Genomic DNA, 15,011 nt, shown 5'->3' with positions numbered 1-15,011 from the left:
TGGCATGAAGAACCGTCCACGGGGCGGTCTGGGGCGGGGCCTGGGGGCGCTCATCCCGACCGGACCGCCACCGACCGCCGGCACCGGCGTGGTCGACCCCGCCGACGGGCCTGCTTTCGACACGTCGGCCTCGCCGATCCCGGCGACGCCCGCTCCGGACGTGTCCGCGACCGCGGTCACCGTCGGCAGCGGCCTGAGCCCGGTTCCCGGTGCGCGGTTCGCCGAGATCCCGGTCGACTCGATCGTGCCGAACCCGAAGCAGCCCCGGCAGGTCTTCGACGAGGACGCCCTGGAGGAGCTCAAGACTTCCATTCAGGAGGTCGGCTTCCTCCAGCCGATCGTCGTCCGCCAACTCGACGACGAGAAGTTCGAACTCGTCATGGGCGAGCGGCGCTGGCGGGCCGCCCAGGCGGTCGGGCGGGAGAACATCCCGGCGATCGTCCGGGACACCCGCGATGACGCCATGCTGCGGGACGCACTTCTGGAGAACATCCACCGGGCCAACCTGAACCCGCTGGAGGAGGCCGCCGCGTACCAGCAACTGCTGGACGAGTTCGGCGCCACCCATGAGGAACTGGCCCGGCGGATCGGCCGGAGCCGGCCGCAGATCTCCAACACCATCCGGTTGCTCAACCTGCCCCCGCAGGTGCAGCGGCGGGTCGCTGCGGGCGTGCTCTCCGCCGGCCACGCCCGGGCCCTCCTCAGCCTCGACGAGTCGGACGCCCAGGAGCAGTTGGCCCTCCGCATCGTCGCGGAAGGGCTCTCGGTACGGGCGACCGAGGAAATCGTGGCCCTGTCGCTGAGCGACGGCTCGTCGAAGAAGGAGGCGGCGCGGCGGCGACCGAAGCCGCATGCTCCCGCGCTCACCGACCTCGCCGACCGGCTCTCCGACCGGTTCGACACCCGGGTCAAGGTGGACATCGGCCGGAGCAAGGGGAAGATCACGATTGAGTTCGCCACGGTCGACGACCTGGAGCGGATCGTCGGCATCATCGGAGTCGAGCAGGAGGAGTCCGCGGAGGAGTGACGCCCTCGGACGCCTACGCCGGCCGCGTGATCCCTTCCGGGAGCACGCGGCCGGTTCGTTTGCGGCCCCACAGGGCGGGGTCTGGTGCCCTGGTCCGGGTCGGTGGCTGCTGCAACGGCCGCCGCCGGGGGTCCACGGCGTGGTCCGGCCCTCGCACCGGCCTCGCTCTGGCTTCCACGTGACGACGCCGATCGGGCCTCCGCCCGCACGCCCGCCAGGAAGCCCCAGGCCGCGATCGGAACGTGGGAGGGCGGAGTTGCCCCGCCCCGCCTGGTTCGTGCCACCACGGGCACCACAGACGGGTTAGGGATCTGATGGTTTCGCCGATCGCTCCTGACCGGTCCCCGGCTCCCCGGCGGCCGGGGGTGCCGCTCCCCGGCCGTGGCGCCGCCGTGCGCCGGCTCGACCGCACCGGTCGTGGCGCTGTCGAGGTGAGTCGCCCAGGACATCACCGCCACGCGGCGGCGGATGGTGGGCGTTACCGGCGACGGCGAGCCGTTTCCACCCGCCGGCCGGCGGCACCGCGACGCGGCGGCGGATGGTCGGGGTCACCGGCGACGGCGAGCCGTTCCCACCCGCCGGCCGGCGCCACCGGGACGCGGTTGAGCGCGATTCATCGGCGACATCAGCTCGACAGGCCGCCGTCGGAGTGCCTACGCCGGCGGCGTCGCGTCCGGTCGCCGACCGCGTGCTGGGACGCGGCGGCGACCGGCGCGAGTTAGCGCGCCTTTGTGACGGCAGCCCGGGACGGTCGCCACGGACGGCCGCCCGCGATGGCCGCCCGGCACGGCCGCCCGGCGGATGCGGTGTTGGCGTCTTACCGGACATGCTCTCCCTGGACCGCCGGTCCCCGTTTCACGTGAAACGGGGAAGTAGGGGAAGCAGGGGAAGGATCCCTTCCCCTGTCGGAGCCGATGCCTTGAGTTCCCGCCGCGGTGTAGGCGTGTCTGCGCCGTCAGGGAGGTCGAGATCAGCTCCACGAGGAAAGCCGATGCGAGCCTTCCCAGCGCCTACCGTCGTGCCGCAGGTTGCGGCTGCAGGGCAGCAGAGGACGCGACTTCCGAGGTTGGGTTTCACGTGAAACAGAGATCAGGAAGCCCTCGGCCCCAACCAAGTCGACGGTGGCGGGTCGACCTCTCCGGCGAACCCAAAAGTTATCCACACCCGTTGTCCACAGGCAGCACCCGTTTCACGTGAAACAACGCGTGAAACAGGCCGCTGACCTGTGGATTACGCGGTGTGGCGGGTGTCTCAGCAGCCTGTGGATATCGCTGTTGAGGAGGGTTGTCGGGTGATCCGGGAAGCGGCGGGGGCCGATGAATCGGGTAGGGACAGTGGCCCCGGGAACGACTAGGGTCAGCGTCGTGCACGACACCCCTCCCTCAGTCCCGGACTTCACCCAGTGGCCGTCCTTTCCGTTCGAAGGTGACCTTCGGGTCAAGAAGCTCAACGATCCGGTCCCGGTCGAGCCGCCCCGCAAGGGTGAGGGTCACCGGGAATGCACCGCTTGCAACGCTCCCGACGACGCGTACATCTGGGTGGGCGAGCGGTGGCGGGTCCGCGCGATGGACCGGCCGACCGGCCTGCCCATGGTGCTGATCCTCGAATCCCGCTCACATCTCGACCTGGGCGACCTGCCCAATCTGCTGGCCGCCGAACTCGGGGTCATGACGGTACGGCTCGAACGGGCCATCCGGTCCCTCGACGGGGTCGGCCGGGTACACGTGAACCGTTGGGGTGACGGGTCGGCGCACCTGCACATGTGGTTCCTGGCCCGGCCGTACGGTCAGCTCCAGCTGCGGGGGACGTTCCTGTCCCTGTGGGACTCCATCCTGCCGCCGATCTCCGAGGCCAGGTGGCGGGAGAACCTGGCGATGGTGGCCGCCTGGCTGGCCGAGTTCGGCGGTCGGCCGCTCGCCGAACCGCCGCGCATCCAGTGGCAGGCCCCGTCGAGCCTCGCGGCGGCGGCAGCGGCCCCGGCCGTGCCGGCCGACGAGGAGGAGCCCGTGTCCGTGATCGAATCCGACGAGGAGACACCCCTGCCGCCGCCGGGCGAGGAGCCCCTGGCGTCGTCGGACGACAAGACACCCCTGCCGACCACCGACGGCATCGTCACGGCTGCCGCAGAGGTCGATCGCACGGCGGACTGAGGGAGAAGAGCAAGGACCGGGAGGTCGCCGCTCTCAGCGGCGGCGGGCAGCCGCCCGGGTCACCAGGGAGCCGATGACGCGGCCGAAGTCCAGGCCGGCCGCCTGCACCGCCAGCGGCAGCAGCGAGGTCTCGGTCATCCCCGGCGACACGTTCACCTCCAGGACGTGCGGCTGACCGGCCGGGTCGACGATGAGATCGACCCGGCTGAGGTCCCGCAGCCCCAGAGCCGTGTGTGCGGCGAGGGCGACCTCGGCGACCGTGTCGGCCACCGCCGGATCCAGCCGCGCCGGGGTGTGCCAGGTGGTCCGGCCGGCGGTGTAGCGGGCGGCGTAGTCGTACACCCCGTTGCGCGGCACGATCTCCACCGCCGGGAGCGCGCGCGGGCCGTCGCCCAGGTCGACCACGGAGACCGCCACGTCCATGCCCGGCACGTAGCGCTCGACGAGCGCCGTCGAGTCGTACGCGAAACAACCCACCATCGCGGCCGGCAGCGCCGCCGCGTCCCGGACCACGGCGGCGCCCAGACCCGACCCGCCCTGCGTGGGCTTCACCATGAGCGGGAGGCCCAGCCGGTCGGCGATGCGGTCGAGAACCGCGACGGCGCCCAACTCGGAGAAGCGGTCGTGCGGCAGGGCGACCCAGTCCGGGGTCGGGATGCCGGCCTCCCGCAGCACCGCCTTGGCGGAGGGCTTGTCCCACGCGAGACGGGACGCGCGGGCGTCGCAGCCGACGTACGGGACGTCGCAGAGGTCGAGGACCCCGCGCAGCGATCCGTCCTCGCCGGTGGCACCGTGCAGGGCGATCACGACGGCGTCGGGCGGGTCGGCGGCCAGCGCCGGCAGCAGAGCCACATCGGCGTCGCGCAGTTCGGCCTCGACGCCGACGGCCCGCAGGGCGTCGAGCACCCGACGGCCCGACCTCAGCGAGACGTCCCGCTCGTAGGAGAGGCCACCGGCGAGGACAACGACGCGCAAATCGGTGGTGACGGTGGGATCGGTCACGACGGAACGGTCGGCAGCGGTGGGACCCATGCCGGAATCATGCCAAGTCGGGACCGGGGGCGTCCGAGCCGGCCCGGCCGCGCCGCACACCGGGACGGCCCACCGCCCCGAACACCCGCCGCATGGCGATGTCCTGCTCCATCACCCCGGCCAGCCGGCGTACGCCCTCACGGATCCGCTCCGGCGACGGGAACGAGAAGTTGAGCCGCATGTTGCCGGTGCCGGAGCCGTCGGCGTAGAAGCCGGTGCCCGGCACGTACGCGACGCGGGCGTTGATCGCCCGGGGCATCATCGCCTTCGAGTCAAGCCCGTCGGGCAGGGTCGCCCACACGAAGAGGCCACCGGCGGGGGTGGTCCACGTGGTGCCGTCCGGCATCAGGTCGGCCATCGCGTCGAGCAACGCGTCGCGCCGCTCCCGGTAGACCTCGCGGTACACCTTGAGCTGCTGCCGCCACGGCATGGTGGCCAGGTAGGTGGCGACGGCGGCCTGCGCGTAGCCGCTCGGGCAGAGGATCTGCGCCTCGCTGGCGATCACCAGCTTGTCGCGGACCGCGTGCGGGGCGAGGATCCAGCCCACCCGCAGGCCCGGCGCGAAGGTCTTGGAGAACGTGCTGAGGTAGAAGACCCCGTCGCGGCGCCGCGCGCGCAGCGGCGCCGGCGCGTCACCCTCGAAACCCAGCTGACCGTACGGGTCGTCCTCGACCACCAGCAGGCCGGCGCGCTCGCAGATGTCGAGCACCCGCTCCCGCCGCTCGTCGGTCAGCGTCACGCCGGTCGGGTTCTGGTAGGTCGGGATGGTGTAGAGGAACTTCACCCGGCGGCCGGCCCGCGCCTGCTCGGCGATCGCCGCCTCCAGCGCCTCGGGGACCAGCCCGTCGTCGTCCATAGCGACGTGCACCACCTGGGCCTGGGCGGCCTGGAACACCCCGAGCGCGCCGACGTAGGTCGGCCCCTCGGCGAGCACCACGTCACCCGGGTCGAGGAAGAGCCGGGCCACCAGGTCGAGGGCCTGCTGACCGCCGACGGTCACCACCACGTCCTCCGGGGAGGCGCCGCACGCGGCGTCGATCCCGGAGAGCGCCATCACCTCGCAGATCCGTTCGCGCAGCTCCGGTGTGCCCTGGCCGATGCCGTACTGGAGGGTGGTGGCACCGTGCTCGGAGCCGAGCCGGCCGAGCATCTCACCGACCGCGTCCAGCGGCAGGGCCGCGATGTATGGGGCGCCACCGGCGAGGGAGACCACCTCCGGCCGGCTGGCGACCGCGAAGAGGGCGCGGATCTCCGAGGCGGTCATGCCCCGCACACGACGGGCGTACCGGTCGGTGTAGTCGTCGAGCGTCGTGCCGGTCATGACATCACCTCGATGGCTGCTCGGGTGGTTCCCGCCCCGGGGTACCCGGGACACCGGCGACCATGGGCGGCTCGGGGCGCCGACTGTCGATACTAGTCGCCCCGGACCGGCTGGTCGCGGTGCCGGCGTCGGCCGTCCACATGCCGGACCGGGTCCCGCCGACGGGTGGGGTTTCGCGCGTCCCCTCCCGTCGCGTCCGATCGCGGCGTACGATCGCTCGTCGGGGGCAGGGATCGCGGCGGTGTCGTTCCATGCCGGTCTCACCCCGAGCCTAATGTGGGGATGCGCCAATGTCGCGACGTCTGGTCAGCTTGACCCTCGACACCCTGGAGGACCTGCCCCGTCCGTGCCGGCAGTGTGTCTACTGGGAGCTCGACCCGGTCTCGGCGGACCGCGCCTGTCAGGCCGGTGACCCGGGCCTGGAGAAGGAGGCCTGGGTCTCGCAGACGCTGCTGGAGTGGGGGTCCTGCGGCAAGCTCGTCTACGTCGACGGGATGCCGGCCGGTTTCGTCATGTACGCCCCGCCGGCCTACGTGCCCCGCTCGATGGCCTTCCCCACCTCCCCGGTCTCCCCGGACGCGGCACTGCTGATGACGGCCAACGTGGTCCCCGCCTTCGCCGGCGGAGGGCTGGGCCGGATGCTGGTGCAGGGTGTCGCCCGGGACCTCACCAAGCGCGGCATCAAGGCGATCGAGGCGTTCGGTGACGCCAAGTTCGGTGACGCGGCCGACCCGACCGGCACCTGCGTCGCTCCCGCCGACTTCTTCCTCTCCGTGGGCTTCAAGACAGTCCGGCCGCACCCGCGTTTCCCCCGGCTGCGGCTGGAGCTGAGGACCGCGCTGAGCTGGAAGTCCGACGTCGAGTACGCGCTGGAGAAGCTGCTCGGCTCGATGAGCCCGGAGACGCTCCTCCGCCCGGTCCGCCCGGCGCCCGCGACCCGCTCCACAACGGGGTGAGGGGCGCGGTCAGTCGACCACCGTGCCGGCGGCGACCACGGCCCGCAGTTCGCTGACGTCGATCGAGCCGGTCGGCACGTCCCGCTCGATCGGGAAGTACATCCGCTGGACGGCGGCGACGACGGCCTCGGCCAGGGTGTCCCGGAACCGGGGGTCGACCAGTCGTGCCCGGTCGTCGGGCGAGGTGAGGTACCCGATCTCGACGCGTACCGCCGGCATGCGGGTCAGTCGCAGCAGGTCCCACGCCTTGGCGTGCGTACGGCAGTCGCGCAGCCCGGTACGCGCCACGATCTCCCGTTGCACCAGCCCCGCCAGCCGTTCACCGGTCGCCGAGGTGACCCCGTTGTCGGTGCCGTAGTGGTACGTGGCGACGCCCTCGGCCGCCGGGTTGGCGTGCCCGTCGCAGTGCAGGGAGATGAAGACGTCGGCGCCGAGCGAGTTGGCGAGGTGGGCCCGCTCCACGTCCGGCAGGCAGGCGCGCTGCGCCGGTCCCCGGGTGAGCTGCACCCGCACCCCGGAGGCGGCGAGCCGCCCCTCCAGCCGGCTGGCCAGGTCGTACACCAGGTCCGCCTCGGTCCACCGGAGCGGGCCGTCGGGCACCACCACACCCGGGTCGGTCCCACCGTGGCCGGGGTCGACGACGACGGTCCGGCCGACGAGCGTCGGACCGGACTGGCGGATGGCGTCGGACTCGCGCAGCCACTGCGGCCGGCCGCCGACGACCTTGCGGCCGAGGCGGCGTAGCGCGTTCATCGTGTGCGGCCCGCAGGTGCCGTCCGGGGTCAGCCCGACCTCCCGCTGGAACTGGGCGACCGCGCGGGAGGTCCGTACGCCGTAGATGGCGTCCGCGCGGCCCACGTCGTACCCCATCTCCAGGAGGCGCTCCTGGAGCGAACGGACGTCCTCGCCGGTGAGCGGCTCGGGCACCGCGTGGTAGAGCGTGCGGGCGCCGAGCCGCCAGCGGGCGGCGTCGAGTGCGCGCCAGGTCTCCGCGCCGACCCGGCCGTCGACGCTGAGCCCCCGAGACTGCTGGAAGGCCCGGACGGCGCGTTCGGTGTGCGCGTCGAAGTCGTCGGCGTCGGGCGCGGCCGCCGGCCCGAGCAGGTCGAGGGCGGAGAGCACCGTACGGATCTCGGTGACCGCGGGTCCACGGTCACCGGGTCGGATCGGACGCACGCACGACCCCCTCTGCACGGATGCTGGCTGGCCGGGCGGCCCCAGGCTTGAGGTTATGCGCTCGGTGGCCGTGAGGTGGGCGCGCCGGAAAAATGACGTCGACCCCGCACCCGGCGGACCGGGTACGGGGTCGACGTGGAGACGTCCGGGCAGCTCAGAGCGCGGATTCGATGAGCTTGACCAGCTCGCCCTTCGGCTTGGCGCCGGCGATGGACTGCACCGGCTCGCCGTTCTTGAAGACGGTGAGGGTCGGCACCGACATCACCCGGTAGGTGCGCGCGGTCTCCGGGTTCTCGTCGATGTTGAGCTTGACGATGGTGACCTGGTCACCCATCTCGCCGGCGATCTCCTCCAGCAGCGGAGAGACCTTCCGGCACGGGCCACACCATTCAGCCCAGAAGTCCACCAGAACCGGCTTGTCGGACTTGAGAACCTCGCTGGCGAAGCTGGCGTCGGTGACCGCCTTGGTTGCTCCCACTATGACCCTCCTTGGGGATGTGTAACTGTTGGTCAGCCCTGCAGCGTGGCGATGAAGCGCTCGGCGTCCAGCGCGGCCGCGCAACCGGTGCCCGCGGCGGTGATCGCCTGCCGGTAGGTGTGGTCGACCACGTCACCGGCGGCGAAGACACCGGGGATGCTGGTCCGCGTGCTGGGCGCGTCGACCTTCACGTACCCCTCGTCGTCGAGGTCCACCTGCCCACGGAAGAGCTCGCTGCGCGGGTCGTGACCGATGGCCACGAAGACGCCGGTGACGTCGAGGACCCTCGACTCGCCGGTGTGCACGTTGCGGACCCGTACGCCGGAGACCTTGCCGTCGGAGCCGAGGACCTCCTCGACCACGGTGTTCCACTCCACCTTGATCTTCTCGTTGCCCATCGCCCGCTCGGCCATGATCTTGCTGGCCCGGAACGAGTCGCGGCGGTGGAGGATGGTCACCGACTCGGCGAAGCGGGTGAGGAAGCTGGCCTCCTCCATCGCCGAGTCGCCGCCGCCGACGACCACGATGTGCTGGTTACGGAAGAAGAAGCCGTCACAGGTCGCGCAGGACGAGACGCCGTGGCCGAGGTACTCCTGCTCGCCGGGAACGCCCAGCGGCCGCCAGGCCGAGCCGGTGGAGAGGATGACGGCCTTCGACCGGTACGCGGTCTCGCCCACCCAGACGGTGCTCAGCGCGTCGGAGCCGGTCTCGCCCGTGTCCTTCAGCTCGACCCGGGTCACGTCGTCGGTGAGGAACTCCGCGCCGAACCGCTCGGCCTGCTTGCGCATGTTGTCCATCAGCTCGGGGCCGAGGATGCCGTCGGCGAAGCCGGGGAAGTTCTCCACCTCGGTGGTGGTCATCAGGGCGCCACCGGACTGCACGCCCTCGATGACGAGCGGCTTGAGGTTGGCGCGCGCGGCATAGACCGCCGCCGTGTAACCGGCCGGCCCGGAGCCGATGATGATCAGGTTGCGGACCTCGTCCACTGCCGTCTCCCGAAGTGTGTGTTCGGCCCCGGCGCGCGCACCGGTGCCGATCCGATGCCGACGCCTCGCGCGGGTGCCGGCAGCCTGATGTGCAAAACGTCATCGTACGAACCGGGGATTCCCGAGCCGGTCATCCGGTGGGTCACGTCACGTGGACGGCCAAAGGCCCGGTGACCGTGTTTTCACCCTACCCGCGTACGGAAGCGCGCGTCCGAGCCGGACCCCGGGACGCCGCACTCCGGACCGCTCACCCAGGACCACTTCGCACCGGCGGCATCCGTGAAGCGCACCACCAGCGCCGCCTCGCCCTGGAAGCGGGCGTAGTCGACCAGCTCCACCACGAGCGGGGCGCTGCCGTGCTCGGCGGTGATCGCGGCGAGGCAGGCGCCGAGCGCCGCGGGATCGTCCAGCCGGTAGAGCGAGGCCGGACCGGCGACCCGACCCTTGTCGGTCTGCGCGCCCGGTCGGTCGTCCGGGGCCACGCTGGCCAACGAGCGGCTCTGGGTGAAGGACGGGGCGGCCAGCACCTCGGGCGCGTACTCGGTTCCGCTGCGTTGCGGTGGCCCGACCGTCCGGAACGCCGAGCCGCCAGCGGGGGCGGCCGCCTCCGGGTGGACGGCGTCCGACGTCGCGATGTTGCCACCGTCGCGCCCGGCCACCTGCTGGAGACCGAGCCCGACCACCGCGAGCGACGCCGCGGCCAGCGCGATCGGCCCGGCGACCCGCGTCCAGCGCCGCTGCCGTCGCCCCGGACCGGTCGCCGTGTCCCGATCCGGAACGGGTCCGGGTACGCCCGCCGGGCGTCGCCCGCCGAGCGGCTGTGCCGGCACCGGGTTCCCGATCGTGCCGCGGACGTGTCGGCCGGTACCGTCGCGCCCACCGGAAACGGCGTCGACCGGCTCGGCCACGTCGGCGGCGTCACCGTCGGAGCCGGCGTGCGCGAGGACGGCGGAGAGCCGGTCGGTCACGTCCGGTGGCATCGCCACCGCCGCCACCCCCCACGCTGCCAGGTCGGCCCGAACGTCCGCGACGGCCGGGGCGAGCAGGGCGTACGCCTCGGCCCAGGCGGGCACCTCATCGACCAGTCGGGCGACGGTCGCCTCGTCCGGGGTGCCGTCCAGCGCCCCGCCGACATAGTCGGCGAGCAGGTCGTGGTCGACCTCGCGGAACTCCCCGGTCGTCACGCGTCCTCCTGTCTGGCGTCCCGCCGGGACCGCCCCGACCCCGATCCGACGTTGCCGGAGGGCTGCGGGTTCCCGGGCGTGACGGCCGGCACGGTCGCCTCGGTCGTCACCGCGCCGGTCGGCGCCTCCCGGTCGGGGGCGGACCGGGGCCGCAGGTGACCCAGCGACCGGGCCAGCCGTGCCCGGCCCCGGGCGCACCGGCTCTTGACCGTCCCCTCGGCCACGCCCAGGATCAGCGCCGCCTCGGCGACCGGATACCCCTGCACGTCGACGAGAATGAGCGCGGCCCGCTGCTCGACCGGTAGCGCCGCGAGAGCGTCCCGGACGACCAGCGCGGTGTCGTGGTCCGGTGCCGGTGCGGCGGGCTCCACCCCGCCGGTCGCGGAGCCCGACGCGGCATCGTGGGCGCCGTCCGGCAGCGGCACGGTCCGGTGCGTCCGCCGGCGCCGGATGCGGTCCAGGCAGGCGTTCACCACGATCCGGTGCAGCCAGGTGGTCACCGCCGAGTCGCCCCGGAACCGACCGGCCGCGCGGTGGGCCGACAGCAGCGCGTCCTGGAGCGCGTCGGCGGCCTCCTCGCGGTCGCCGACGGTACGCAGGGCCACCGCCCAGAGCCGGTCCCGGTGCCGGCGGAACAGCTCGGCGAACGCGTCCCGGTCACCGGCCACGTGGGCGTGCAGCAGGTCGAGGTCGGTCGGGTCCTCCGACGACGGGACCGGTGCGCCGCTCGTGCCGCCCACCGGTCCGGTCTTCCGCCCGCCGTCCACGCTCACCACCGCGTCCTGCGGAAGCGGTGGCCGGGACGGGCTGGCCGGATCACGACCCCTGGACCGTGATTTCCTCGACGTCGATCTGGTAGCCCCGGTCGTTCGAGGGCAACTCGGTGATCCACACCAGGAGGTAGCGGTACTTCTGGTCGGCGTTGAAGCCGTCGAAGTTCATCGTGGTGCCGGACTGCGAGCCCTCGAACGGCTGGCCGATCTGCGTGCGCTGGTAGCTCGTCACCAGAGCCTCGTCGCCGGCGGAGGTGGACGGGTGCGTCGTGGTGCCGGCGTACAGGACGGCGGACGTGCCCTGGGCGGACAGGTTGACCTGCACCGACTTGACGTTGTGCGGTGCACCCAGGTCCAGCCAGACGCCCATGCCGGCCTTGCGGTTGCCGAACTTGGCCGTGGTGTAGGTGTCGGTGCCCCAGACCTTGTCCGGGTCTCCGTCGATCACCTTGTCGGCGTCGTCCAGCTCGTCCCGGACCTTGCTGTCGGGGTCGATGATCCGGGCTTCCCGCACGGTCAGCTTGCGCACGGCGGTCGCCGCCGGGGTGGCCTCCCCGTTGGCCGGCGGGTTGGAACTCGGTGCCGCGACCGGGTTGGTGCCGGGGCTCTTGTCGTCCCCGCCCAGCACACTGATGCCGATCAGGAGGCCCACCAGGGCGACCGCCAGCAGACCCGCGATGCCGATGGCGACCTTCCGCCCGCCGGCCACGGCCAGCGGCGACGGCTCGTCCTCCGTGTCGGCGGCGAACCGCAGCGGCCCGGCGCTGTCCAGGTAGTGGTCGTCGGCGGGGACGTCCAGCCGGCCCAACTCCGCGGCGAGCACGTCGGACGGCGGCGGGGCGATCTCCACGTCGAGCAGGTCCATGGTCAGGTCGTCGAGGTACGCCGGCACGCCGGCCCGGACCTGTCGGGGAGCGGCCAGCACCCCGGCGGCGTCCCGGACGGAGTCCGGGATCGACGCGCGGCCGTGACCGGCGGTGGCACCGTGCAGCGGCACCTCGGTGTGCGGCCAGTGACCGGTCAGCGCGAAGTAGAGGACACCACCGACCGCGCGGACGTCGATGTCCTGGCTGTCGGCGCCGTCGGTGCGCGCGTCGGCCAGGACCACCCGGCCCTCGTCGCTGATCATGACGGTGCCGGGGTGGACGTTGCCGTGCACCATTCCGGTGGCGTGGACGGCGGCGAGGGCGCTGGCCACGGCGTTGCCGATGGCGGTGGCCCGGGCCGGGTCCAGCGGTCCGTCGGCGACCAGCTCCCGCAGGGACTGCCCGTCGACCCACTCGCGCACCACGTACGCCCGCTCGTCCTCGTCGATCGCGTCGTAGACGCCGACGAGGTTGGGGTGGATGACACGGCTGGCCGCGACGGCGGCCTGGAGCATCTCGGTGGCGGAGTCGCCACCCGGGTAGCGCAGCACGACGGCGACCGGACGGCGAAGTATGACGTCGACGCCCCGCCAGACCAGTCGGCCCGCGCTGTCGTTGTTGATGTGCTCGACCAGCTCGTACCGCTCGGCGAGGACTTCACCGGCCGTGGGAGCACCGAAGGTCATGACCGGCGGAGCGCTCTCCTCCGCCTCCTGACCCTCGCCGACCTGGGTCACCCGTCCTCCCTCGGTGATCGTGTCGATCGATGGACCCCTGCTGCTGGGCATGTGGCTTCCCGCTCTGCCTTCCAAGGAACCAGCCGACCGGTGTCGGCGCGAGCGCCGGCGCCTGCCGTACCCGTTGACAGCGACCTTACCCGTGCCGGCCGTCTCACCGACATGTCATCTTCCCGCCGCCCCCGGCAGAGCTGCCGGTTGTCGATGGCCTGGTCCCGTTACGACCCTTGTCAACCACGTTGCTGGCACATGTACCAGCCAATCTAGAGGTTGACCGCACGTGGTCGCCGGAGGGGCCGGACCGGTACGGGCCACCGGCGCCCACGCTTCCGGGGTTCCCGCCGACCGGCCCCCCACCCTCAGCCGTCCGGTTGGTTATCCACAGGCCGACAGGGTTGCTGAGCGGCGGATTGCCGAGTTATCCACAGCCGCATCCCCAGCCTGGTGATCCTCGTTCACTCAGCGTGGGGTCCATCCCCGGCCCGGGCCGGGAGGGGTCAGCGGCCGAGTCGACTGCGGACCATGCCGACCACCTCGGTGATCTCGCGGATCCGCAGCACCATGGCCAGGCCGAGGTACGTCCCGCCGATGACCGCGCCGCCCACGACCAACTGGACGACCGCCTCCAGGCGGGTCGGCGTGTCGTCCCCGGGCAGGAGCCTGACCACGAGCAGGCCGACCAGCGCCGCGCCCAGCGCGGCGACCGCGACCCGGCCGAGGGTCCGCACGATGCCGCCGAGTCCGATGCGTCCCACCCGGGGGCGCAGCAGCCAGGCGGAGGCGATGGCGGCGGCGAGGTACGACACCGCGTTGCCGATCATCATCCCGGACGCGGCGAAGCTCGGGGAGAAGGCGGCGAACAGGACGATCTGCACGCCGGCCCGCAGGGCCACCACCGGGATGTTCACCAGGGCCGGCGTACGGGTGTCGGGGAGTGCGTAGAAGGCGAAGGTGAAGAGCTGGCTCACCGCGAACGGCACCAGCGCGACCGCGGCGAAGAACAGCACCGGGGCGGTCGCCCGCGCGTCGCTGTCGGTGAAGGCGCCGTACCGGAAGAGGGTGAAGGCGATCGGGCTGGCCAGCACCGCATAGCAGACCGCGATCGGCGCGAGCACCGCCGACACGGTCCGGGTGCCCCGGGACAGGTCGGCCGCCAGGTCGGCGTGCCGGCCGTCGGCGGCGGCGGCGCTCATCCGGGGCATCAGCGCGGTGATGATCGAGACCGCGATGATGCCGTGCGCCATCATCAGCAGCAGGAAGACGTTGTTGTAGATGAGCGGGCCGGCGTTGCCCTTACCGGCCCGGCTCAGCAGGTTGAACACGACGATCAGGCCGAGCTGGCTGACCGCCACGTAGCAGAACATCCAGGCGCCCAGCCGGCCCAGCTCGCCCAACCCGAGCGCCCGGAAGTCGAACCGGAACCGCCACCGGAAACCGACCTTGCGCAGCGCCGGGAGCAGGCCGGCGGCCTGGACGGCGACGCCGAGCAGGGTGCCGCCGCCGATCAGCAGGATGCGGCCCGGTGTCATCTCGCCCGGATCGATCGTGTCGGTCGTGAAGATCGCGATGTAGAGGCCGGCGGTCGCGATGACGACGATGTTGTTGAGGATCGGCGCCCACATCGGCGCGGCGAAGTGGCCACGGGTGTTGAGCACCGCGCTGATCAACGCGGACAGGCCGGTGAAGAAGATCATCGGCAGCATGAGGTAGGCCAGTCTGGTGACCAGCCTCTGGTAGTCCTGGCTCGACTCGTCGCTGGCGTACAACCAGGTCAGCACCGGAGCGATGGCCACCGCCACGAGCGCCGCCGCGCCGAGGGCGAGCACCGCCAGGGTCAGCAGCCGCTGCGTGTACGCCTGGCCGCCGTCGCCGTCGAACTTGCGCCGGCGTACCAGCACCGGGATCAGGACGCTGGTGAGGATGCCGCCGAGCAGGAACTCGTACACCATTCCGGGCAGGATCTGCGCGGTGGTGTACGCGTCACCGACCGCCGAGCCGAGCGCCGCGGTGATCGCCAGGGTGCGCAGGAACCCCGTACCCCGGCTCACCAGGCTGCCGGCCGCCATCACCGCGCTGTTCGTCGCGGCGCTGGCCTCGCCCACCTGCTCCTGCGGCGGCGCGGCCGACTCCATCGCCGGCTGGTTGAGCGGTTCGGCGGAGATGAAGGTGGCGCCGTCCGACGGCTCGCGACCGCCCGGGTCGTCGCCCCCCTGTGCGGCGTTCGCGCTGCGGTAGAGCCCGCCGCTCATCGTCTCGCCTCCCGGGTATGTCGAAGCCGGGCACCGCCCCGCACGCCCAAACCATAGTCAACCTCGACCTCTTACC

The 15,011-nt window shown here is 72.4% G+C and carries 12 protein-coding genes; 3 read left to right on the top strand and 9 right to left on the bottom strand.

Annotated features, from left to right (window positions below; translation table 11 throughout):
- Nucleotides 1–4 precede the first annotated feature (4 nt).
- Together ACIBR0_RS06570 and ACIBR0_RS06565 are read left to right on the top strand one after the other, a co-directional pair.
- The gene (locus tag ACIBR0_RS06570) at nucleotides 5–1,027 is read left to right on the top strand and encodes a ParB/RepB/Spo0J family partition protein (protein ID WP_396713012.1); all 1,023 of its coding nucleotides are present in this window, start codon (nucleotides 5–7) and stop codon (nucleotides 1,025–1,027) included.
- Between the two features lie 1,364 nt (nucleotides 1,028–2,391).
- Entirely contained in the window at nucleotides 2,392–3,177 is a 786-nt protein-coding gene (locus tag ACIBR0_RS06565; RefSeq protein ID WP_396713011.1) for a hypothetical protein, read from the top strand.
- Nucleotides 3,178–3,210: 33 nt separating this feature from the next.
- On the opposite strand, the gene ACIBR0_RS06560 is transcribed toward ACIBR0_RS06565, so the two are convergent.
- Both ACIBR0_RS06560 and ACIBR0_RS06555 read right to left on the bottom strand, forming a co-directional pair.
- Entirely contained in the window at nucleotides 3,211–4,209 is a 999-nt protein-coding gene (locus ACIBR0_RS06560) for a D-alanine--D-alanine ligase (RefSeq protein ID WP_396713010.1), read from the bottom strand.
- Between the two features lie 7 nt (nucleotides 4,210–4,216).
- Nucleotides 4,217–5,530 (bottom strand): PLP-dependent aminotransferase family protein, encoded by a 1,314-nt coding sequence (locus tag ACIBR0_RS06555; protein WP_396713009.1) that lies wholly within the window; start codon nucleotides 5,528–5,530, stop codon nucleotides 4,217–4,219.
- Nucleotides 5,531–5,820: 290 nt separating this feature from the next.
- Between ACIBR0_RS06555 and ACIBR0_RS06550 the strand changes: the two genes are divergently transcribed.
- A complete protein-coding gene (locus ACIBR0_RS06550; RefSeq protein WP_357028377.1) occupies nucleotides 5,821–6,486 on the top strand; it encodes a GNAT family N-acetyltransferase in 666 nt (221 codons plus the stop codon).
- 9 nt (nucleotides 6,487–6,495) lie between these two features.
- Here the strand turns inward: ACIBR0_RS06550 and ACIBR0_RS06545 are convergent, their stop codons facing one another.
- From ACIBR0_RS06545 to murJ, 7 genes are all read right to left on the bottom strand, one after another.
- Nucleotides 6,496–7,662, bottom strand: a complete 1,167-nt coding sequence (locus tag ACIBR0_RS06545; protein ID WP_396713008.1) for an N-acetylmuramoyl-L-alanine amidase — start codon at nucleotides 7,660–7,662, stop codon at nucleotides 6,496–6,498.
- A gap of 154 nt (nucleotides 7,663–7,816) precedes the next feature.
- A complete protein-coding gene (trxA, locus tag ACIBR0_RS06540) occupies nucleotides 7,817–8,140 on the bottom strand; it encodes a thioredoxin (RefSeq protein ID WP_357028384.1) in 324 nt (107 codons plus the stop codon).
- Nucleotides 8,141–8,172: 32 nt separating this feature from the next.
- Nucleotides 8,173–9,126 (bottom strand): thioredoxin-disulfide reductase, encoded by a 954-nt coding sequence (gene trxB, locus ACIBR0_RS06535; RefSeq protein WP_396713007.1) that lies wholly within the window; start codon nucleotides 9,124–9,126, stop codon nucleotides 8,173–8,175.
- A 182-nt stretch (nucleotides 9,127–9,308) separates the two neighbouring features.
- Nucleotides 9,309–10,310: a hypothetical protein gene (locus ACIBR0_RS06530; RefSeq protein ID WP_396713006.1), complete on the bottom strand. Its 1,002-nt coding sequence runs from the start codon at nucleotides 10,308–10,310 to the stop codon at nucleotides 9,309–9,311.
- Nucleotides 10,307–11,050 (bottom strand): RNA polymerase sigma factor SigM, encoded by a 744-nt coding sequence (sigM, locus tag ACIBR0_RS06525; RefSeq protein WP_396713260.1) that lies wholly within the window; start codon nucleotides 11,048–11,050, stop codon nucleotides 10,307–10,309. Before sigM ends, ACIBR0_RS06530 begins: the two co-directional genes overlap by 4 nt.
- Nucleotides 11,051–11,126: 76 nt before the next feature.
- Complete coding sequence (locus tag ACIBR0_RS06520) at nucleotides 11,127–12,737, bottom strand: protein kinase family protein (RefSeq protein WP_396713005.1); 1,611 nt, start codon at nucleotides 12,735–12,737, stop codon at nucleotides 11,127–11,129.
- A 446-nt stretch (nucleotides 12,738–13,183) separates the two neighbouring features.
- Nucleotides 13,184–14,935: a murein biosynthesis integral membrane protein MurJ gene (murJ, locus tag ACIBR0_RS06515; RefSeq protein ID WP_396713004.1), complete on the bottom strand. Its 1,752-nt coding sequence runs from the start codon at nucleotides 14,933–14,935 to the stop codon at nucleotides 13,184–13,186.
- Nucleotides 14,936–15,011: the final 76 nt, after the last annotated feature.

It is taken from the genome of Micromonospora sp. NPDC049497 (assembly GCF_044465805.1).
Taxonomy (GTDB): domain Bacteria; phylum Actinomycetota; class Actinomycetes; order Mycobacteriales; family Micromonosporaceae; genus Micromonospora.
Note: the sequence above shows the minus strand (reverse complement) of the source record. Positions and strands in the feature narration are given on the sequence as shown.